The sequence below is a fragment of the Mucilaginibacter flavidus genome (assembly GCF_024055575.1).
In the GTDB taxonomy this organism is placed as follows: Bacteria; Bacteroidota; Bacteroidia; order Sphingobacteriales; family Sphingobacteriaceae; genus Mucilaginibacter; species Mucilaginibacter flavidus.
The window spans coordinates 28,962-47,902 of the sequence record NZ_JAMXOE010000025.1 but is presented as its reverse complement, the minus strand read 5'-3'; the positions used below and the strand labels follow the sequence as shown (position 1 = coordinate 47,902).

General features: G+C 42.7%; 17 protein-coding genes. 7 read left to right on the top strand and 10 right to left on the bottom strand.

The window, feature by feature from the left end:
• Nucleotides 1-20: 20 nt before the first annotated feature.
• Nucleotides 21-584 (top strand): hypothetical protein, encoded by a 564-nt coding sequence (locus NAF19_RS25430; RefSeq protein ID WP_252793179.1) that lies wholly within the window; start codon nt 21-23, stop codon nt 582-584.
• Nucleotides 585-919: 335 nt separating this feature from the next.
• Here the strand turns inward: NAF19_RS25430 and NAF19_RS25425 are convergent, their stop codons facing one another.
• The 3 genes from NAF19_RS25425 to NAF19_RS25415 are packed head-to-tail and all read right to left on the bottom strand — an operon-like array spanning nt 920 to nt 3,932.
• The gene (locus tag NAF19_RS25425; RefSeq protein ID WP_252793178.1) at nt 920-2,560 is read right to left on the bottom strand and encodes a SulP family inorganic anion transporter; all 1,641 of its coding nucleotides are present in this window, start codon (nt 2,558-2,560) and stop codon (nt 920-922) included.
• A 45-nt stretch (nt 2,561-2,605) separates the two neighbouring features.
• On the bottom strand, nt 2,606-3,265 hold the full coding sequence (locus NAF19_RS25420) for a methyltransferase domain-containing protein (protein ID WP_252793177.1): 660 nt from the start codon (nt 3,263-3,265) through the stop codon (nt 2,606-2,608).
• Between the two features lie 4 nt (nt 3,266-3,269).
• The gene (locus tag NAF19_RS25415; RefSeq protein WP_252793176.1) at nt 3,270-3,932 is read right to left on the bottom strand and encodes a class I SAM-dependent methyltransferase; all 663 of its coding nucleotides are present in this window, start codon (nt 3,930-3,932) and stop codon (nt 3,270-3,272) included.
• A 98-nt stretch (nt 3,933-4,030) separates the two neighbouring features.
• On the opposite strand from NAF19_RS25415, the gene NAF19_RS25410 reads away from it, so the two are divergent.
• The gene (locus tag NAF19_RS25410) at nt 4,031-4,738 is read left to right on the top strand and encodes a Crp/Fnr family transcriptional regulator (RefSeq protein ID WP_252793175.1); all 708 of its coding nucleotides are present in this window, start codon (nt 4,031-4,033) and stop codon (nt 4,736-4,738) included.
• A 67-nt stretch (nt 4,739-4,805) separates the two neighbouring features.
• Here the strand turns inward: NAF19_RS25410 and NAF19_RS25405 are convergent, their stop codons facing one another.
• From NAF19_RS25405 to NAF19_RS25390, 4 genes are all read right to left on the bottom strand, one after another.
• Nucleotides 4,806-5,213: a DUF6855 family protein gene (locus NAF19_RS25405; RefSeq protein WP_252793174.1), complete on the bottom strand. Its 408-nt coding sequence runs from the start codon at nt 5,211-5,213 to the stop codon at nt 4,806-4,808.
• A 26-nt stretch (nt 5,214-5,239) separates the two neighbouring features.
• On the bottom strand, nt 5,240-6,019 hold the full coding sequence (locus NAF19_RS25400; RefSeq protein ID WP_252793173.1) for an HpcH/HpaI aldolase family protein: 780 nt from the start codon (nt 6,017-6,019) through the stop codon (nt 5,240-5,242).
• 138 nt (nt 6,020-6,157) lie between these two features.
• Complete coding sequence (locus NAF19_RS25395) at nt 6,158-7,372, bottom strand: ABC transporter substrate-binding protein (protein ID WP_252793172.1); 1,215 nt, start codon at nt 7,370-7,372, stop codon at nt 6,158-6,160.
• Nucleotides 7,373-7,453: 81 nt separating this feature from the next.
• On the bottom strand, nt 7,454-7,681 hold the full coding sequence (locus NAF19_RS25390) for a cupin domain-containing protein (RefSeq protein WP_252793171.1): 228 nt from the start codon (nt 7,679-7,681) through the stop codon (nt 7,454-7,456).
• A gap of 883 nt (nt 7,682-8,564) precedes the next feature.
• Here NAF19_RS25390 and NAF19_RS25385 point away from each other — a divergent pair.
• From NAF19_RS25385 to NAF19_RS25370, 4 genes are all read left to right on the top strand, one after another.
• Entirely contained in the window at nt 8,565-11,618 is a 3,054-nt protein-coding gene (locus NAF19_RS25385; protein WP_252793170.1) for a SusC/RagA family TonB-linked outer membrane protein, read from the top strand.
• A gap of 40 nt (nt 11,619-11,658) precedes the next feature.
• On the top strand, nt 11,659-13,176 hold the full coding sequence (locus tag NAF19_RS25380; protein ID WP_252793169.1) for a RagB/SusD family nutrient uptake outer membrane protein: 1,518 nt from the start codon (nt 11,659-11,661) through the stop codon (nt 13,174-13,176).
• 73 nt (nt 13,177-13,249) lie between these two features.
• The gene (locus tag NAF19_RS25375; protein WP_252793168.1) at nt 13,250-14,677 is read left to right on the top strand and encodes an aryl-sulfate sulfotransferase; all 1,428 of its coding nucleotides are present in this window, start codon (nt 13,250-13,252) and stop codon (nt 14,675-14,677) included.
• Between the two features lie 6 nt (nt 14,678-14,683).
• Nucleotides 14,684-15,709, top strand: coding sequence for a c-type cytochrome (locus NAF19_RS25370; protein WP_252793167.1), 1,026 nt, complete (start codon nt 14,684-14,686; stop codon nt 15,707-15,709).
• Between the two features lie 64 nt (nt 15,710-15,773).
• On the opposite strand, the gene NAF19_RS25365 is transcribed toward NAF19_RS25370, so the two are convergent.
• Complete coding sequence (locus tag NAF19_RS25365) at nt 15,774-16,253, bottom strand: YcxB family protein (protein ID WP_252793166.1); 480 nt, start codon at nt 16,251-16,253, stop codon at nt 15,774-15,776.
• Nucleotides 16,254-16,564: 311 nt separating this feature from the next.
• Between NAF19_RS25365 and NAF19_RS25360 the strand changes: the two genes are divergently transcribed.
• Entirely contained in the window at nt 16,565-16,999 is a 435-nt protein-coding gene (locus NAF19_RS25360) for a hypothetical protein (protein WP_252793165.1), read from the top strand.
• 273 nt (nt 17,000-17,272) lie between these two features.
• Here the strand turns inward: NAF19_RS25360 and NAF19_RS25355 are convergent, their stop codons facing one another.
• Both NAF19_RS25355 and NAF19_RS25350 read right to left on the bottom strand, forming a co-directional pair.
• Nucleotides 17,273-17,845, bottom strand: a complete 573-nt coding sequence (locus tag NAF19_RS25355; protein WP_252793164.1) for a peptidylprolyl isomerase — start codon at nt 17,843-17,845, stop codon at nt 17,273-17,275.
• 56 nt (nt 17,846-17,901) lie between these two features.
• Nucleotides 17,902-18,792: an EamA family transporter gene (locus NAF19_RS25350; protein ID WP_252793163.1), complete on the bottom strand. Its 891-nt coding sequence runs from the start codon at nt 18,790-18,792 to the stop codon at nt 17,902-17,904.
• Between the last annotated feature and the right edge of the window lie 149 nt (nt 18,793-18,941).

Genomic DNA, 18,941 nt, shown 5'->3' with positions numbered 1-18,941 from the left:
GACATTAAATAACGCACATCGTGGGATTTTGGAATATTTTTAAAGGTGATAAAACTCAAAAACAAAGCCTGAGTTCTCCATTATTTTTCCATGAAGATGATTTTTGTCAGGTAGAACTTTTACCGAAAGAAAACCTGAATTTTATTAAATTACAATGTAATCAAATAGAAAGCTCTTCCGAGAAGAATTTCGATGGCACGGGTTACAAGGAAATTTTCATACGGGACGAAAACCCAATCGGACTAAGTACAATAAGTATACAAAAAAGCGAGCTGGAAAATTTTTTATTAGAACTACATCTTCCACGCGCATCTGAAGTTCTAACAGGTTACGGGCAGGATTATCGTATTCAAAGTCTTGATACCGTTGGTTTTGGTTCTGACTATGTTGCAGTTTACTTCCGTTTTGAAGAGGATATCGTAAAAAAAATATGGTTCACCCAGATTTGGAATATCGAAAGGGAAAAACTGGTACACTTTTTAAATAATGTTGGTTTAAAATGGAATCTTTTATTAGTTGATTGGGAAGCAGCGACATTCGTTGATTTATCTAATGAACAAGCCATCATAAATTATTTGAATTAACAATCGGTGGCACGTTAATTATACACGCTCGAAGGCAGTATTTTGTTAACCTCCAGGCTAGCGAAATTGTTTTGCAAGCCAAGCCGGAACGCATGGCTTGGCGAGGTATGTCGCGGGAAACCAAAGACATGTTGTCCTGCGACTCTCTAGTTCAACCTCCCTGTTAGGCACCAGCATGGAAGAGGGCACCGACCAGGGTTTGCTGTTTGTAAAGACTTTTTAGTAACACATGGCGATACCATAACGGTGGAAAGCGAATTGAACAAAGAAACATGCTTTAAGTTTACCATACAGGGAGTACAGTGAAACCTGTCAAAAATTGCCCATTTGCCTTTCTATCCCCGCAAAATGTCATTTGCCCGCTTCAACGAATTTTCAAGGGTATCCCTGATATTTCCTTTGCCGATTTGAAATATTAAACGCGCCTTTTTTAATTCTTCCATTACCTGTATGCTATTCACTTCTGCCAGGATTAGTTTTGTTCCGTTTCTTTTTACGGCTGTGTGCACCTCACGCAATACCCGGATGCCTGTGGCATCAATAACGGGAACGTTTCTCATCCTGATGATCAATACCCTGGCGGGGTTTTCTATCACATTCATCGCATCCTTGAATTTATAGGCTGCGCCGAAAAACAAAGGGCCGGTAATCTCAAAAACATCAACCCCTTTGGGAATCAATGCCGTTGTAAGCACATCTTCTCCCCTGTCAGTCGAAAGGACAGTTTGTTGCACGGAACTAACCTGCATCATCTTTCGCATAAACAGGAAAGCGGCGAGTATCATTCCTATTTCAATAGCTACCGTCAGGTCAACCAATACCGTAAGGGTGAAGGTGGTTATCAAAACAGCGGCATCGCTTTTCGATCCTTTAAAAACGCTGATAAAATTCTCCAGCTCGCTCATATTCCAGGCTACAACAATCAAAATACCTGCGAGGGTTGCCATTGGGATAAGGGCCGCCCATTTGCCGACAAAAAGGAGGATGATCAACAAGGTAACTGCGTGTATGATGCCCGCAACCGGGGTCCTTCCACCATTTTTGATATTGGTAGCTGTACGTGCAATAGCCCCGGTTGCGGGAATTCCACCAAAAATGGACGAACAGATATTGGCAAAGCCCTGGGCAATTAATTCAGTATTTGAACGATGGTTCCCCCCTATCATGCCATCTGCCACTACCGCAGATAATAGAGATTCGATACTGCCGAGCAATGCGATGGTAAACGCCGGCCGTATTAATTGCTGAAGCGTTGCAAGGCTTACAGCCGGAATAACAGGCATGGGCAAAGAAGATGGAATGGCCCCGAAGCGGCTACCGATAGTTTCGACCGGGAGATGAAAAAAATGAACTGCCAGTGTTGTGATGATAATAGCAATTATTGAACCTGGTACCTTACGGGTAATCCTGGGCCACAGAAAAACCAACAGTAAAGTGAACAGCCCGATGCCTATTGCATAACCATTGATTGAAGACAGGTGCTGCCCATAGGCCAGCCACTTGTTTATAAAATCAGCCGGAACGCTCCCCATTTTTAACCCAAGAAAATCTTTTACTTCGGATGAAAAGATGATGACAGCAATACCGGTTGTAAAGCCAATAATTAATGGATAGGGAATAAACTTAATAGCATTACCTAACTTAGTTAAGCCCATTATAATTAAGAGTATGCCGGCAATAAAAGTTGCTATAACCAGACCACTGACTCCAAATTGCTGGACAATGCCATAAACAACCACAATAAATGCCCCGGTTGGCCCGCCAATTTGAACACGGCTGCCACCCAAAACCGATATGATTAGCCCCGCGATAATGGCTGTAAAAATTCCTTTTTCGGGGGATACTCCCGAAGCAATGGCAAATGCAATAGCCAACGGCAGGGCAACAATGCCCACAATCAGCCCGGCTATCACGTCTTTAACAAACTGCTCCTTGCTATAATTTTTTAAAGTATCTATTAACTTCGGTCTAAACATGCTTTGTTTTTTAACGTATTATCATTTTTACAGTGCTTCACCCGCCTATTCTTTTATCCACATTTTCAATGCCTTGCTGTAAAAATTACTGACTAATTGATAGCCGGAGGGAACCTGCATGTGCGGGCAATGAAAAGTTACCAGCCTTGTCTCCGGGGGTTTTTCATCAAGCATCTGATAAACAAACCGGCTATACAAATCGTAAAGCTCGAAAGAAGTTTTTACGGCATAATCAATGCGCCTGTCAGGTTCAATATTCTCATAGAAAGCGTTATAGAAATAAAAATGGTCATAGTCCCGAAAATCCAGTTCTGTCAAATTGCCGTGAATAAAATTCACATTGGGCAACTCAACTTCTTCTTTGGCTATTTCGGCAAATGCATATAGTTCGCTTCGCTGTTCAATTCCATAGAAATTGGTTTCGGGATGAAAAAAGCCAGCGGTAATACAAAATTTTCCTACGCCGCTTCCTATATCCAAAACCCTGGCGTTAGGAATAGCCAGGAAATTGGCCGCCTTTTTTGCTATGTCAACAGGTGTCCAGTGCAGTTGCGACATGTCCTGTATATGTTGAGGGTACAAATCATCAAATGTGTTGTCATGGCGGAAGAGCGAAGGGTTTAAAGTCTCATTAAGCATTCTTTTATTTTTTCTAACAGTTTGGTACTTTTTAAATTTGGCGTATAAAAACCGGAGCGTTTCCATTTGGTTATGCTTTAATCCACATTTTAAGCAGGGCGTTACATGCAATGGCTGCCAGTTTGTAACTTGATGGTATCTCCTGTTCTAAGCTGTGAAAGGTAACAAGGCGGGTTCCGGGAGGCTTTTCATCCAGCTCCGAATGGAGATATTGGGTATAATAGCTATACAATCCCTCTGAAATTTCAATCGTGTCATCAATTTGGTTTGTCGTATCGATGTTTTCATAAAAGGAATTGTAGAAATAGAAGTGATCAAATTCCTTAAAATTAACCTGGGTAATGTTGGCGTAAATAAAATTCACGTTGAACAATTGTGTGTATTGTTTAGCTTCTTCAGCCAGGTAAATTAATTCCTGCCGCTGCTCTACTCCATAAAAGTAAGTTTCGGGAAAATAGAAACCTCCCGCCAAACAAAACTTACCGATACCACTGCCAATATCAAGTACCCGGGCACCGGGCTCTGCTAAAAAACCAGCCGCTATATGGGCGACTGCCAGTGGCGTCCAGTGTTTAAGCGATAACAATTGAAAATGCTCCGGGTATTGCCTGTCAAATGCCGCGTCGTTTGTAAATAAGGGCGGATATAAATTCTCTGTCTTTGAACTTATTAACTGCGCCCCCGGCTGATGTGCAGCAACCGGCGAAAATCCGGGAAGTGTATAAACTTTCATGCCCGGTAAATCTAGACTTTATGGCAGGGGTATTTGTTGTAACAGATCAGCCCGGAAACTGATATTTATCAATTTTAAAAAAAACGTACCTTTGAATTATGAGCTTGTCCGGAATTTTCCCTATTGACCGGTGGAATTTTACCACGCAATCAATGCTAAATATTCTTTCTGAAGAAGAATATGCAGATTTGGTAGCCAATCAAAGCGATCAGAAATATTTGAAAGGCGATGTTATTTTCAGGGAAGGTTCAGTACCTGCCGGTATTTTTTTGATAAGGAGCGGCAAAGTAAAAAAATACAAGGTCGACAATTTGGCTAAAGAGCTGATAATTTATGTGGCCAATCACGGGGAACTGATCGGGTATCATGCTGTTTTATCAGAAGAACGATACCCGGATTCAGCTGCTGCTATCGAGGACAGCCTGATAAGCTTTATCCCAAAAGAAGATTTTATCAGTATTTTACACCGGTCGCCCGCTTTTACACACCGGTTATTGAAAACTTTGAGTCACGAATTTACCGTACTGGCGAATACCATTTCGGTAATCGCTCAAAGAACAGCTCACGAGCGCTTAGCTATTGCACTAATTGTACTGCGTGAAAAATACAAAGACGATAAACCGGGCGAAAAAGACATCATTCTAAATATATCGAGGATGGACCTTGCCAGTATGGCCGGAATTGCACAGGAAAATGTTATCCGGTTGTTAAAGGAATTTAAAGCAGAAGGCATCATAGAAACTGAAGGCAGAAAGATATTGATAAAAGATATCCGAAGGCTGGTTAAGAAATCAAATTACAAGTAGATATTCTCGCGTCGCCTGGTGCGTAAAAAGTGTCAGCGCTATTATGTCTCCATAATAGCGCTGACACCTATTTTGCCCGCATTTTATTTCCTTTAGCTTCATGTGTTACCTCAGCTAAGCCCAAAGCTTCCATCAATGGCGGTACATACATACCAAAACGCCCGCGCAAGCCTTTCTTCAGGCCATACCAGCCGCCAACCGGGTTATCTGCTGAACGCCCCCAGGATTCAACGGTGCCATCTTTTGCCGGCTTTTGTTCGTCGGCGCTGCCGAGTTCCATCCAGTCGCCTTGTTTTTTAAGCATTTCGTGCAGGTCGGTTAAACAGCGGTAATCGTAAAGCAACACTGTTTTGCCGACTGTGCATACCAAAACGTCTTTGCCGTCCTTTACATCGGTGTGCATAGTGTAGGCCGACGATAATGGCGGCGTTTGCAAAGCCAGCGGGTTTTCTTTTGTGCCTATTTTTTCTTTCATTATGGTAGTTTTAATGGTTAGAAAATTTATCTTTTTAACGCAATCTTATTTAAACTATCCGCCAGGCCCTGGCTCATGAATTTTATGTCGTTACCAATAGCGATAAACGTAAAGCCTTCTTCGATATACTGGTTCACAACATCAATGCTGTGGGCATAGATGCCGGGTATCTTGTTATATTTCCTGCAGGCAGCTACTACTTTTTGCCTGGCCTCGTCTATTAGTTTACCTTCCACATTGCCGGTTTGCCCATATGATGCTGCCAGGTCCCCCAGGCCCATAAATAGGACTTCGACGTTTGCCGTGCTTGCAATACCGTCTAAATTAGCAATGCTTTCTTTACTTTCGATTTGAACGATGGATAGTACGCAGTCGTTAGCTTTGTCAAGGTACTCTTTTGTATTCGTGTAAAATGCTGATGCTCTTATGCCACCGATCCCCCGGTTACCCTTCGGCTGGTAATAGCAGGCATTACTAACTTCAGCAGCCTGCTCCGCAGTATCTACTTTCGGTATCATCACGCCTTTGGTGCCAAGGTCGAGGCAAAATTCAATCATACGCCTGTTTTGATCGGCAACTCTTACTACCGGGGTAATTTCGTAGCCATTAATGGCTTGTAAAATATGGAGCAGGTTTTCGTTGGTTATGTGCGATGCCTCAAAATCAATAAGCATCCAATCAAGCGGAAAATTTGCCATAGCCTCGGCAATAAACGGGCTGCCACTAACCAGGAATACTCCGATCGATACGCCGCCGCCATTAATTTTAGCTTTTATCTTATTGTCAAGATTATGCAGATTGTTCATCTTTTATTAGGCTTAGCTGATATTAACGTTATCGTCAATTAGAATGGATAAACTTGTTTGCCTGAAATTGAAGCAATATAAGCAACAAAGCCCGATATTTTCATACCGGGCTCTGCGTATAATTAAAAATATTACAGTTTACTCGTCAGATTTCCCGACCAGTTGCCATGAATAAGATGTGCCGTTTTTTGCGATACCAAAGTAATCAAAGGTACCATTTGAGCGGTCGCCGAACTCATCAAGTACTTCGGCGCCAACAATGCCGGTATTTTTATTGGCATTTGCAACAAATCCAGCTTTAAGGGCAGCTAAATCGTCGGTACTGCCATTGGTTCCTTCAAGTGTGTAGGCTATAGTCCACATGGCATCATAGGCCACCAGCGCAAAAGCGTCAGGGTCGGTACCTGTCTTTGCTTTTATGCGTGCGGCAACAGGCGCCCATTTATCCTGCGTGGCTGCCGACAAGCCAAAAGATGGCGCAAAAAATCCTGTCTTTATTACAAAATCAGCTACTACCGGATCGTTTAAAAATGCTGTGCTTAATACCACGCCATCCCCGCCGAACCATTTTACGCTGCTTAAGACCGGGTCAGCAGCTGCAAGCTTAAATATCTCAGTGCCTTCGTCGAACGATGCCAGGTAAATGGCTGCCTTATCTGCGCCGTAAGTAGTGATCATTGTATTAAGCTGGGTTTTAATGGATGCGACAACTGCAGCGTAATCTGTAGTGGTAGTTGCATACGGATCGATTGCGGCTACTTGCCCGCCGTCAGTAGTAAACGCTGCGCCTGTCGATGTTTGCAGGCCTTTGTTGCCCGCATCGTCGCGCGCCACGGTAACCAATCCTTTAAAGCCTTTTTTTGCTATGGTATTGGCAATTGCAGCACCTTCTATTTTATCCGAAGGGCAAAAGCGGAAAATATTATCGTTAGCTATAGCCAAACTGCCGGCGGTACTGCTTTGGCTCACCACTATAATATTGGCGGCATCGCTGAGCGGTTTCAGCCCGGCCAGCTCAGCGCTTGACTGCGGGCCGATAATAAAGTGTATTTTTTCGCTATTGGCTTTGTTAAATAATGTTTTGGCAATATCCACATCCAGTTTAGTGTCTGAAACCGATGCTGCTATGCGGAATCCAGCATTCTTCTTCGCCAGGTATTTATTGATGTCTTCCATAGCCAGTTGTATTGCTGCACTTGAGGTAACCCCTAACGACGACCAGTTGCCGGTTAACGAGAAAAGCCCCCTAACATCCACAATTTTTGATGGCACATAATATGTGTGATTTTTTTTGCAGGCCTGGAAGGTAATGATTGCCAAAAATGCAATTAGGAGCGCTAATATTTTTTTCATTTAGGTTGATTTGGTGATATTTTTTTGCTCTAAATTAAATAAAATATCCCTACAGGTAGTAATTAATAACGTTTGACAGGGCTATTTATCCAGTTTAACCGTTTCAATACCCTTCCGCTCAAAAGTAACATTAACCGACCTCTCGTATTTAGGCCTGGTGCGATGCACTACATTGGCAGGTATGGTGATTAGCTGGTTAGGCGACAGTTCAACCGTTTTATCCTCCAGGTCGATACACAATACCCCTTCCAATTCCAGGAAAGTTTCGTCAGAATTGGGGTGATAGTGCCAGTAAAAAGGATCTGTCATTATGCTCAGCCTGACTGTATGATCGTTTACTATTGAAAGGGGGGTGTTTTTTATAAGAGTTAACTCCGTTTGTTTCTTGTTTAATGTCAATGGGTATCAACATTGGCGGTTTCACATGCTATAATTTTTTATATATGCCGGTATTTTATTTACACTATTTTGTCACCGGTAAACTTCGGCGTTTAAAGATATATTCCTGCATCATTTAAACAAAAAACTTGTTTTGCGATAAGCAATCTGTCCGTTTCAATTATGCTGCCGGTAAATATTTTAACTGACCAGACAATTATAAAATTTATGCTGCGTGATACCGGACAGTGACTAAGTGTATCCACATTTCAAACGTTTGCGTTGAGTTTAGCGGGCTTATTGTTCACCGACACCGCGTACCTAAGAATATTATAAGTGCTAAACGTGATAATAATCGACCTTACCAAAAACACGTCTTATTTACCAAGCCCATCTGCTAATTTCCACTGCCAGAAGCATTGCTTTTCCACTGTCGGACCACCATCACAACCTAAGATCGCGGCAAATAACTTATCAATCCGGGCGGTGGCTTGATTTTAGTCTCCATCCAAAATCAGATACTTTGGTGTGAACACAAAACGCGCAGTTCATATGAATTTACGCCGAATTCAACATTAACATGGCTTTAACAGCGCCCATTTTTTGCCTTTTACTTAGCCAATACTACATAAAACACTGTTAATAAAAGATTTACGACGCCGTTTTTTAGCCAGAACAAACGTTTGCGCTGTGTTTGAGGGGGTGTTTTTTCGTTTTGAGATAGCTATATCTCTAATTTTCGTTGCTGAAGTTTTATTATAAAACTAACAATAAATTAATACACTGACCCAATTAATTCTAACACCGAAAATGTATGATTAAAATTTACACACTCTCTGATCCGGGTTCCGCAAAAAGTTCTTTTTCAAAAAAGAAGCTTTTTGGTACCCTTTTTAAAATGGCTTGCTGTTGCCTGTTTTTAATGCTACCGGCACTGGCAAAAGCCCAAACCGTGGTAAACGGCACTGTAAAAGACAAGGACGGCCCCATCATGGGTGCTACGGTAACCGAAAAAGGAGCTAAAAACTCTACTACTACAGATTTAAACGGAAAATTTAAAATTACAGTTAAGACTAGCTCAGGTATATTGGTAGTATCTTATATAGGATACAAAACCCAGGAAATTTCAGCAGGCAGCGCTGATGGGTCGACAATTACTTTGCAGGAAGATCTTAACAAACTGAACGAGGTTGTGGTTGTAGGTTACGGCTCGGTTAAAAAGAGCGACCTTACCGGCTCGGTAAGCTCCGTAAAAGCCAGTGAACTTAACTTAGGCGGCACCACCTCAAATTTGGCCCAGGCCATACAAGGTAAAGCGGCCGGCGTTATGGTACAGCAATCGAGCTTTGCGCCGGGTGGTACCATATCAATTACTATACGCGGCGGTAACTCTATTAATACAAGTAACGCGCCGCTATATGTAGTTGATGGTTTTATCTCTGATAACGGTAACCAGATAAACCCTAACGACATTGAGGATATCCAGATTTTGAAGGATGCGTCGGCCACAGCAATATACGGTTCACGTGGTGGCAACGGTGTAATTTTAATTACTACTAAAAAAGGTAAAATGGGCGTTACTGCTGTTGAAGCCGATCTATCAAACGGTCAGCAGTATCTGACCTATCACCCATCGCTTTTAAATGGGCAGCAGTATACCGATATCCAGAACGCTACCGCTGTTGAAGATGGCAAACCGCCTATATTCCCTTCAAACTTTCCATTGGCTAATACCAACTGGTTAAAGGCTGCTACTCAAAATTCAACAGTTCAAAACCGCAATTTAAGCATTAGCAGTGCCGATAAGACTTCAAAAATTTACGTATCGGGTAATTACCTCAAACAACTCGGTGTATTAAAAAACACCAGTTTGGAGCGTTATACCGCCAGGATTGGTGCTGAAAAAACATTGAACGAAAACTTAAAATTAAGCGCCAACTTTTATGGAGCAAGCGGTAATTCAACGTTACAATCATACTCCGGCGACATTACCGCGCCACTGTTCGGCCTTTTAGTCGCGCAGCCAAATATCCCGGTTTATAATCCAGATGGTACTTATTATGTATACCAGGGTAAAAACAATGCATTAGCCACCCTTTTGGAGCCAACCAACAAAAGCGGCAGCAAATTGATAAACGGTAACGTTTCTTTAGATTATATTTTATTTAAAGGCCTTACCTACCATTTAGGAGCAGGTAGTGAGTACGGCCAGGTTACTGCAGGTCAATATACCCCCAGGACGTTGGTTGCCGGTAAAGCAAACGGCGGTATAGCAGCCGAGCAAATGTCGACGGCGTTCAGGTGGCTGGTCGAAAATTATCTGACCTACAAATACAAGGTTAAAGATCACGACTTTACCTTATTGGTAGGTAATTCAAACCAAAAAGACGTTGCCGAGTCACTTGGTGCAGGTGCCAAGGGTTTCCCTACCGATGTTTTTCTGTATTATAACTTAAGTGCCGGTTCTACAGTAAACGGTTATAGCAGCGGTAAATCGGAGTCGTCACTTACCGATTATTACGGCAGGTTGAACTATGCTTATAAAGATAAGATACTGGCTACCTTCACTTTAAGAGATGATGCTTCCTCAAAATTCGGCAGCAACTTCAGGCATGGTATTTTCCCATCGGGAGCTGTGGCTTATAAATTTGGTGATGAGGATTTTATTAAGAACTTAAACACCTTTTCAAACTTAAAAGTGAGGGTAAGCTATGGTGTCACCGGTAATGACAGGATCAACAACTACCAATACCTGAGCACATTTGGTAACTATAGCACTGTGCTTAGTCCGGGTGGGGCGTTGCAGGTTGGTATCGAGCCATCAACGTTGGCAAACCCTAACCTTAAGTGGGAAAGCACAGCACAATTTGATGCAGGTTTGGATATGGGTTTTGCAAACGACCGGATTAACGTTACCATTGATGTTTACCGCAAAAAAACCAGTGACCTGTTACTTAATCTTCCAATAGGCCAATGGTGGGGCTTTAATACCCAACTGGTAAATGCCGGGGCTATTGAAAACAGGGGTATCGAGCTTTCTGTAAATAGCAACAACATCCGCTCAAATGGTTTTTCATGGAACACCAGCTTTAACATTGCATACAACAAACAAAAAGCTTTGGACCTGGGTGGTATCAAAACCATCAGCAGCAATACCGCTAACCCAAGCGGAACGGTATCTGGCCGTGAATTTTCGCGGTTACAAGTAGGACAGGAATTGGGCGAACTTTACGGCTATGTTTATGCAGGCGTACTTAAAACCGGCGAAACTTATGCACCACAGCCAAATTCAAAACCAGGCGACCCTAAATATGTGGACGTAAATGGTGATGGAAAAATCACCCCTGATGATCAGAAATACTTAGGTAACTCAAACCCTCATTACACCATGGGTTTTGGTAACGATTTTCACTACAAAGGCTTTGACCTTAACATATTTATCCAGGGTGCATTTGGATACAAATTGTTTAATATGAACAGGCTGGTATTAGAATCAACAACCAGCACCGATGCCTTAAACAGGTTTGTGGCCGGTAAAAATGAAAATACTGACATTCCGCGCGAAGGTTACTTCCTGAGTACTTATGGCGGCTACGTAAACTCACGCTTTGTTGAGAATGCTTCATATGCCCGCTTAAAATCAGTTTCATTAGGGTATAGCTTCCCGTCTTCATTGTTCCAGCGTATTAAAATTGTACAGGGCATAAGGATATATGGTGAAGCACAAAACCTGCTTACTGTAACGGGCTATAAGGGTACCGACCCCGAAGTAAACGTGCATAACGGCAATACTTCAGGAGGTTTGGATTTTAACGCCTTCCCTGCGTTCAGAACCTTCGCATTTGGTGTTAAAGTTTCTGTTCATTAATCATAATCATCCTTTAACGGATCAACATAAAATTAAAAAAATGAAAAAATATAATATTATCCTGATCATAGCTGCTGTGTTTTTGCAGTTCTCCTGCAACAAAAACCTCGACCCGAAGGTATACAGCAACTTAACCAGTACTAACGCTTTCCACACACAGTCTGACGCGGTGGCCGCAGTAAACGCAGTTTACGCCCGGTTAAAGGGCCCCGCTGTTGGCGATAACTTTGACTATTGGACAGTTAGACACTTTGCCCTAACCGATTTAACAACCGACGTTGGCCACTGCGATTACGGCGGCGACCCGGGTCAGCTTTCATTAGTTCAATGGAACTCTGCAAACGGTTTATTGGCCGAGGACTGGAGACAAATTTACAAGCTGATTGCAGATGCTAATAACGCCATCTATAATCTTTCGGCCATGACGACGATTGGAAATGACGCTAAAAGCCAGTTCCTTGCAGAAATGAAGTTTTTGCGCGCCATTGCCTACCTTGACCTGACAGATGCATGGGGACCTGTAGTTTTGGTAACCGAAAAAGACCTTGCAAATCCGAAATACACGAATCAACCGCCTGTTACCCCGGTTGCAACAATTGATGCGCTGCTGATATCAGACCTGGAGGGCGCTATTAGCACTTTGCCTGTCGATTATCAGAACAACAAATATTACTCAACAAACGATGTTGGCCGTGCAACCAAAGGCGCTGCCATGACTTTGCTGGCTAAACTATACCTGCGCCAGCACCAATGGCAAAAAGCTGCTGATTTAACCAAGCAGGTTATGGACCTGGGCATCTACCAGTTATATCCAACTTATGCCGGTTTATTTAAAGAGGATAACAAATGGTGTTCAGAAAACATATTCTCGGTGTTAAGCGATGCAAACGTAAATGGAACCGAGTTGCTGAATCACTTTGGCCCGCTAAACCACCCGGTATTAACAGACAGATGGCAGTATTACGCCGTAACCTGGGACTTTTATAACAGTTATGGCGATGAAGACGACCGTAAAAAAATGTTCTTTACCGAGTACGATGGTGTTGATGGATTAACGCACAAAGAAGCCCCAACGTTAGGTGCAACCCCGCCGGCAGGTGTTTTATATATGCCCGATGTTGCAACCATGAAATATGCCGACCCAAGCAGAGCTGATAACACTTACTATGATGGCCATAGCGTTGATATTTTACGTTATGCGGATGTGTTATTGAGCAGAGCAGAAGCATTAAACGAGCTAAGCGGTCCATCTGCGGAAAGCATAGGGTTAGTAAATATGGTTAAAGCAAGGTCGCATGCTAAACAATTGGTACTGGGCGAGCTTAACCAATCTACTTTCCGCGATGCACTTTTACAGGAGCGTGGCTGGGAATTGTATTATGAAGGAAAAAGAAGGGCCGATTTAATGAGGTTTGGTAAATATGATGTAGTGGTAAATGCTTACCTGAAACGGGCCGGGCTAAACCAGACAGTAACTTTACCCCGCGATCAGTATTTCCCTTACCCTATAAACCAGGTGAACATCAACCCTAACCTGAATAATTCAGGAAGGCAATAATTGCTCCCCAATTATCTATATAAATAAGAATATACGGCCTTAAAAAGCTGTATATTCTTTACCTTTTAAAATAATGATTACAAAAAAACGGGGTATAACAAAGCGTTGGGTTTGTTATTTAGCAGTATTGGCAATTGGCATAGCCTTTACCGGCTGTGGCAATAAAGCTATTGTTAAAGAAATTCAAGTTGGGTTACACAACAATAACGATTTAAAGATACAGGTAGATGTGACTACCACCGGCCCGGCCGATGTGTATGTGGAGTATTGGGCAGATAAAGATAAAAGCGGCCGAAAATTCAGGTCTTTGTTGTCGAAAAACAAGGACATGCATTCGCTCGTACTTTGCAATATCGTTCCCAATACCGACTACGCTTACAATGTGATAAGCCTTAGCAATGGGGTTAAAAGTGTTAGCAAGGTGTATACTTTCAAATCGCACGAACTGCAAATGTTTTTGCAGGATCAATTTAAAGCCAAAACGGCCGATAAAACAGCTTTACCGGCAGAATTTAAAGATGGCTTAATGCTTATCAACAAACGTTTTGCACCTGGGGTAGCCTATTTGGTTGATTACCAGGGACAGGTAAGATGGTATCATATGATTGACAGGTTAGGCTTTAAAGTGATCAATTTTACAAAAGAGCACACCTTGCTGTCTATTTTGGGCCGCAATGATGAGCCTACCAGCTATGGCAGCGAGATACTGGAAATTAACCTGCTTGGCGATACATTATTACACCTTACCAAAGGTCAGGGCGATTTTAAGCAAACTATACACCACGAGATCCTGAAAAACGATAAAGGCCAGCTGGTGACTTTATTTGTCGATCAAAAAATAATGGACCTTACTGCTATTGGTGGCGGCAAAAAAGATACGGTTAACGGCGATGGCATTATGGTAATGGATAAAACAGGTAAACAGTTTTACAAGTGGAGCGTGTTCGACGTGATGGACCCGTTAAAGGATAAAAACCTGCTAAACACAAAAAAGGACTGGATGCATGCCAACAGTCTGAATTACGATACCGATGGCAATTACCTGATGTCGTTTTACAACAACGGGCAAATCTGGAAGATTGATGCTAAAACCGGTAAAGTGATCTACAAATTTGGTAAAGGCGGCACCATAGCCTTGCCTGCCGAATGCAATTTTACCCAGGCCCACGCAGCCCATATTAATCAGCAGGGCAATTTGATGTTTTTCGATAACGGCGTTGAGAAACACCAGTCGGGCGTGTTTGCCATGAAAATTGATGAACAGAACAAAAGCGCCAAAATTGCCATGCACTTTCAGTTGCCCAAGCAGATATTTAACGGCCGCATGGGCAGCGCGTATATGATAAACGATACCAGCATTTTAGTATGCTGCTCCAAACGGCACATTATTGTATTAACCAACACTAAAGGTGTGTTACAGTGGACGATGGAAACATCGGTACCAACCTACCGAGCCGGGTTTATTAAATATAAACAACTTGACGACTATTTAAAACCATAGATAAAAATGAAAAAGATTTACCAATATACAGCTATTCTGTTTGCGGCTTTGGTACTGATAATTATGGCACAGCTGCTGTCATCATGCAATACACCTGGCACCGCCCAAGCCAATAACCAGGATTCGTTGGCTACCCATGCCGATACCTTAGTGAAAGTTGATACCTCAAAAATGCCAAAGGGTAAATATGGCGCCGCCGTAAAATACGGGAGGGATCTGATGCTTCACACTGCTTATTATATTGGCCCGGATGGGGTAAACGGCCATTATACCGGCAATAAAATGAATTGCACCAACTGCCACCGCGATGCTGGTACAAGGCCTTTTGCTTTTAACCTTGTGCGCTCTTTCCGCGATTATCCCCAATACCGGGCAAGAGAAGGCAGGATACTGTCGCTTGCCGAACGGATCAATAATTGCGTGATGCGCCCGAACCTTGGCAGGCCTTTACCATTAGATGGCAAAGAGATGATCTCGATAATGGCATACCTTAAATTCCTTAGTGATTCGTCACATACCGATAGTCACACCAAGGGCCTTAAAAACATGACGGTTGAACTGCCCGATGTAGCGGCATCGTCAGACCGTGGCGAAAAACTGTATGCGTTGCATTGCCAGCGCTGCCACGCCCAAAATGGCGAAGGAAAAATGCTGGCCAGTAATGTATCCTATGAATACCCACCGGTATGGGGAATGCTGGCCTATCGCCCCGGCTCAAGTATGCACAGGGTTGTTAAACTGGCGCAATGGTTAAAAGGTAATATGCCTTACGATAAAACCACGCTAGGCAAGGCGTTTTTAACAGATGCGGAATCGCTGGATATTGCGGCTTTTATTAACGACGATACCAAACATAAACGCCCGGCACCTAAAACAACCAAAGAGGTTGATTACCCTTTTTACGAAGAAAAAGCTATAGATTACGATAAAGGCCCGTTTAAAGACCCTTTCACCGAAAAGCAACATAAATACGGGCCATACAAACCGATAATTGATTATTGGCAAGGTAAGGGAATTACGCCGGCGATTTAATATTAACGGGAAAGTGGTTTCGGGGGTACAGCCTAAATAGAAAATTATTAGGATGTACCCCTAATTATTTCCCCGTTGTTTTTGTCTTAATAAAAATTAATTGGGCCTCTGACAGCTTTGACTTATCAATGAAATTTCCAAACCTTTTGGTATGATATAGAATCAAAAATCCCGCTATCTCCTTTTGTTTGACGATATGTGGCCAGGAAACCACGCTTTTAAAAGTAATCCCCTGCACCACCATCCCGTCGTCATTGAAAGTGTAGGTGATGTCGTTTTGAAAACTCGGGTTCGACTTAAATTGTCTGACTGATATGATTACTATAAGCGTTGGAGCCAAAACCAGGAATGCCCCTCCAAATACTTCAAAAAGAGGTTTAGTATCATAATAATTTACTAGCCCTAAATAATCGAGAAATACTGTAATTAAAAGATAAAGCCCGACAACGGCGCACAAAATAAAAACCGGCTTTTTATAAAGGCCGATAAACATAACTTTAGCATATTCCTGCGGAGTCATTTTTGAAGTGACAGAAAAGTTCATGGTGCAGTCGGGGTGAAAAAGTTTCTTAAAATTAAAAATATTCACGAGATTATGGCAGGTATAATTTTAAAAAAAGAGTAATTTCGAAAAAAACCAGGGGCCGCACAATGAAAAAAATCAACATATTTCACAAATGCTTCTCTATCCTGTTTCTATGTCTCTGGGTATATTTAGATATCTATCTCAAATTTCAATCGGCTTACTGGTTAATAGGTAAATGTATTTGCATTTTCTTAATATGTGCTGTCGCTTTTTTTATCCGGCTTAGGCAAAATAACGAAAGCATTTGGTCTTCTGTTTTTGCTTTGTTGATGTGTTTTTTTTTGCTCGGATGGTACGAATATCAAGAAATTACGAAATACAACAGGGACGTTTGTCAGGATAAATTTGGCAGGGAGTTTAATAGCAGGCGCCGGAGCCTTTGCGTTCCTGAAATTCCTGCTGATTGGGCAATAGAAGACAGGGACCGTTTTTCAGTTGTTTGGCAACGGAAAGCCCATACTATTGGTCATCAAAGTAAATATATTTCGATTGATAAATGTGTACTAAAGTATGAAGATGACAGTTATAACCTGAAGCCTTTTGATACCATTAAGAGAAGGGTAACGATCAATACACAATATGCCAGGGGCAAAGGCAAAGATTCATTGTTCTATCACTATGAGGTTGGGGACAACACCCGTTCGATTTCGAAAAAACAGGCAGACAGCATATTTGACGCCGAAAAAATCAGGAAAGACTATTGAACTACACGCCTTTTCGCAACAATTAACCTATCACTCACCTGATTTATTATTAAGTTAAAGCAGGGAAAGCATCAATTTTATTCAACTAAAAAAAAAAATAGAACACGCTGACTATACATAAATCACTCGGACAACTAAATAAAACTACTTGATAATCAAAATGTTTCACAGCGTTCCGGGTGTTCCGCGTGCAAAAATGGAACGCTTTGCTGCTGCAAACAAAGTAAAAAAGCGAAGATTGAATAATCGCAGGCATTGGAGAGCGGCGTTTGATCACTCCACCCTACTCACGCTGTATATCTTCACCGGATTAACTAAATATTGCGAAGTATCTTTTTGTGCCTGTATTTTCTTCACCACGTCCATCCCATTGGTTACCTTGCCAAAGGCTGCAAACCCCTGCCCGTCCGGGTTGCGGGCACCGCCATAGTCTAAAGCTGGCTGATCGTTTATACAGATAAAAAACTGGCTGGTGGCCGAGTTTGGGCCGCTGAGCGCCATTGAGAGTGTGCCGTTTTTGTGCAGCAGGCCGGTAAATTTGGTAGTTTCTATTTTTATACTGTCGAGGCTTAAGCTATCAGGCACGTTGCCGCCCTGTATCACCTGGATCTTTACTTTTCGGCTGGCCTCGTTAGCGGGTGTGCACACTCTGAAAAAGCTGCTGCCGGTGTACAGTTTTTTATCTACATACCGCATAAAATTTGCTACCGTGACAGGCGCTTTACCGGGGTAAAGTTCAATAGCGATATCGCCCAACCCGGTTTTGATGAGACAGTGTATTGTTGACTGCCCAAAAGCACTGAAAGTGATTGCTATTAATAAACAAAGCACGGCTATTTTCTTCATATCACTTTGGTTTAGAATTATTGGGAAAGTTAGTGCTTTTTTGACTTCATCGACCTTTAAATATCTTTTATAGGTGGAGTATCACCCGCAGCGTGCGCATTCCTTTTCCCGGTTAGTGTAACGCCGGCACTTGCAACAATAACCAATGCAACCGCAAGCCATTCCTGAAATGACAAGTACTCATGCAGGAACAGGAGACCGGAAAACGCCGCCACGGCGGGCTCCAGGCTCATTAAGATACTAAACGTTTTTGCTGGTATTTTCCGCAGTGCATGCATCTCAAGCGTAAAAGGGAGGGCGCTTGACAGCACGGCCAGCGCAAGCCCCGGCAGCAGCATTACAGGTTTTAGGTGGATGAATAATCCGTTACCTATAGCAACCGGCAACACCAGGACAGACGCAAAAATCATCCCGATAGTAACGGCCTTTCCTCCATCCATTATTTTAGATATACGCCCGCCAAGTAAAATATAGGCTGCCCAAAGTGCGCCTGCAAGCAACGCAAGCAGTACACCAAGAATGTCTAAACCCTTACTGCTCCATGGTGCAACCAATGCTATCCCCACGGCAGCAAGCAGAACCCATAGAAAGTCGATCAGGCGTTTTGAACCGACCAGGGCAAGCGACAGGGGGCCTATAAACTCGATGGCAACACCCAAACCAAGCGGAATGCGGGATATTGCCATGTAAAAAATGGTATTCATTGCTCCTAACGTCAAGCCATACAACGCAACTAATTTCCATTGCGTAGTTGTCAAATTTCGCAGGTTGGGCCGGTTAAAAATAACCAGGATGATGGCAGACAAAACTATCCTTAAAGAAGAAGTTGCGGCTGCGCCAAGTACAGGAAACAGGCCTTTTGCCATAGCCGCCCCACCCTGGAAACTGGTGATAGCCAATAGCACCGCGAACACTGCCGGAAATTCAAGCCCCTTTTTGTTCCTCATTTTACGCTTGTTTTGTCGATTAAAATAATTATTTGGCCGACAACAGATGTCAGTTGAATGTCAGTTCAAAGAACAATATCGGGCGGATTTCATTTCAGCGTTCCATTTTTGCACGCGGAACACCCCGAACGCTATGGAAAACGCTGATT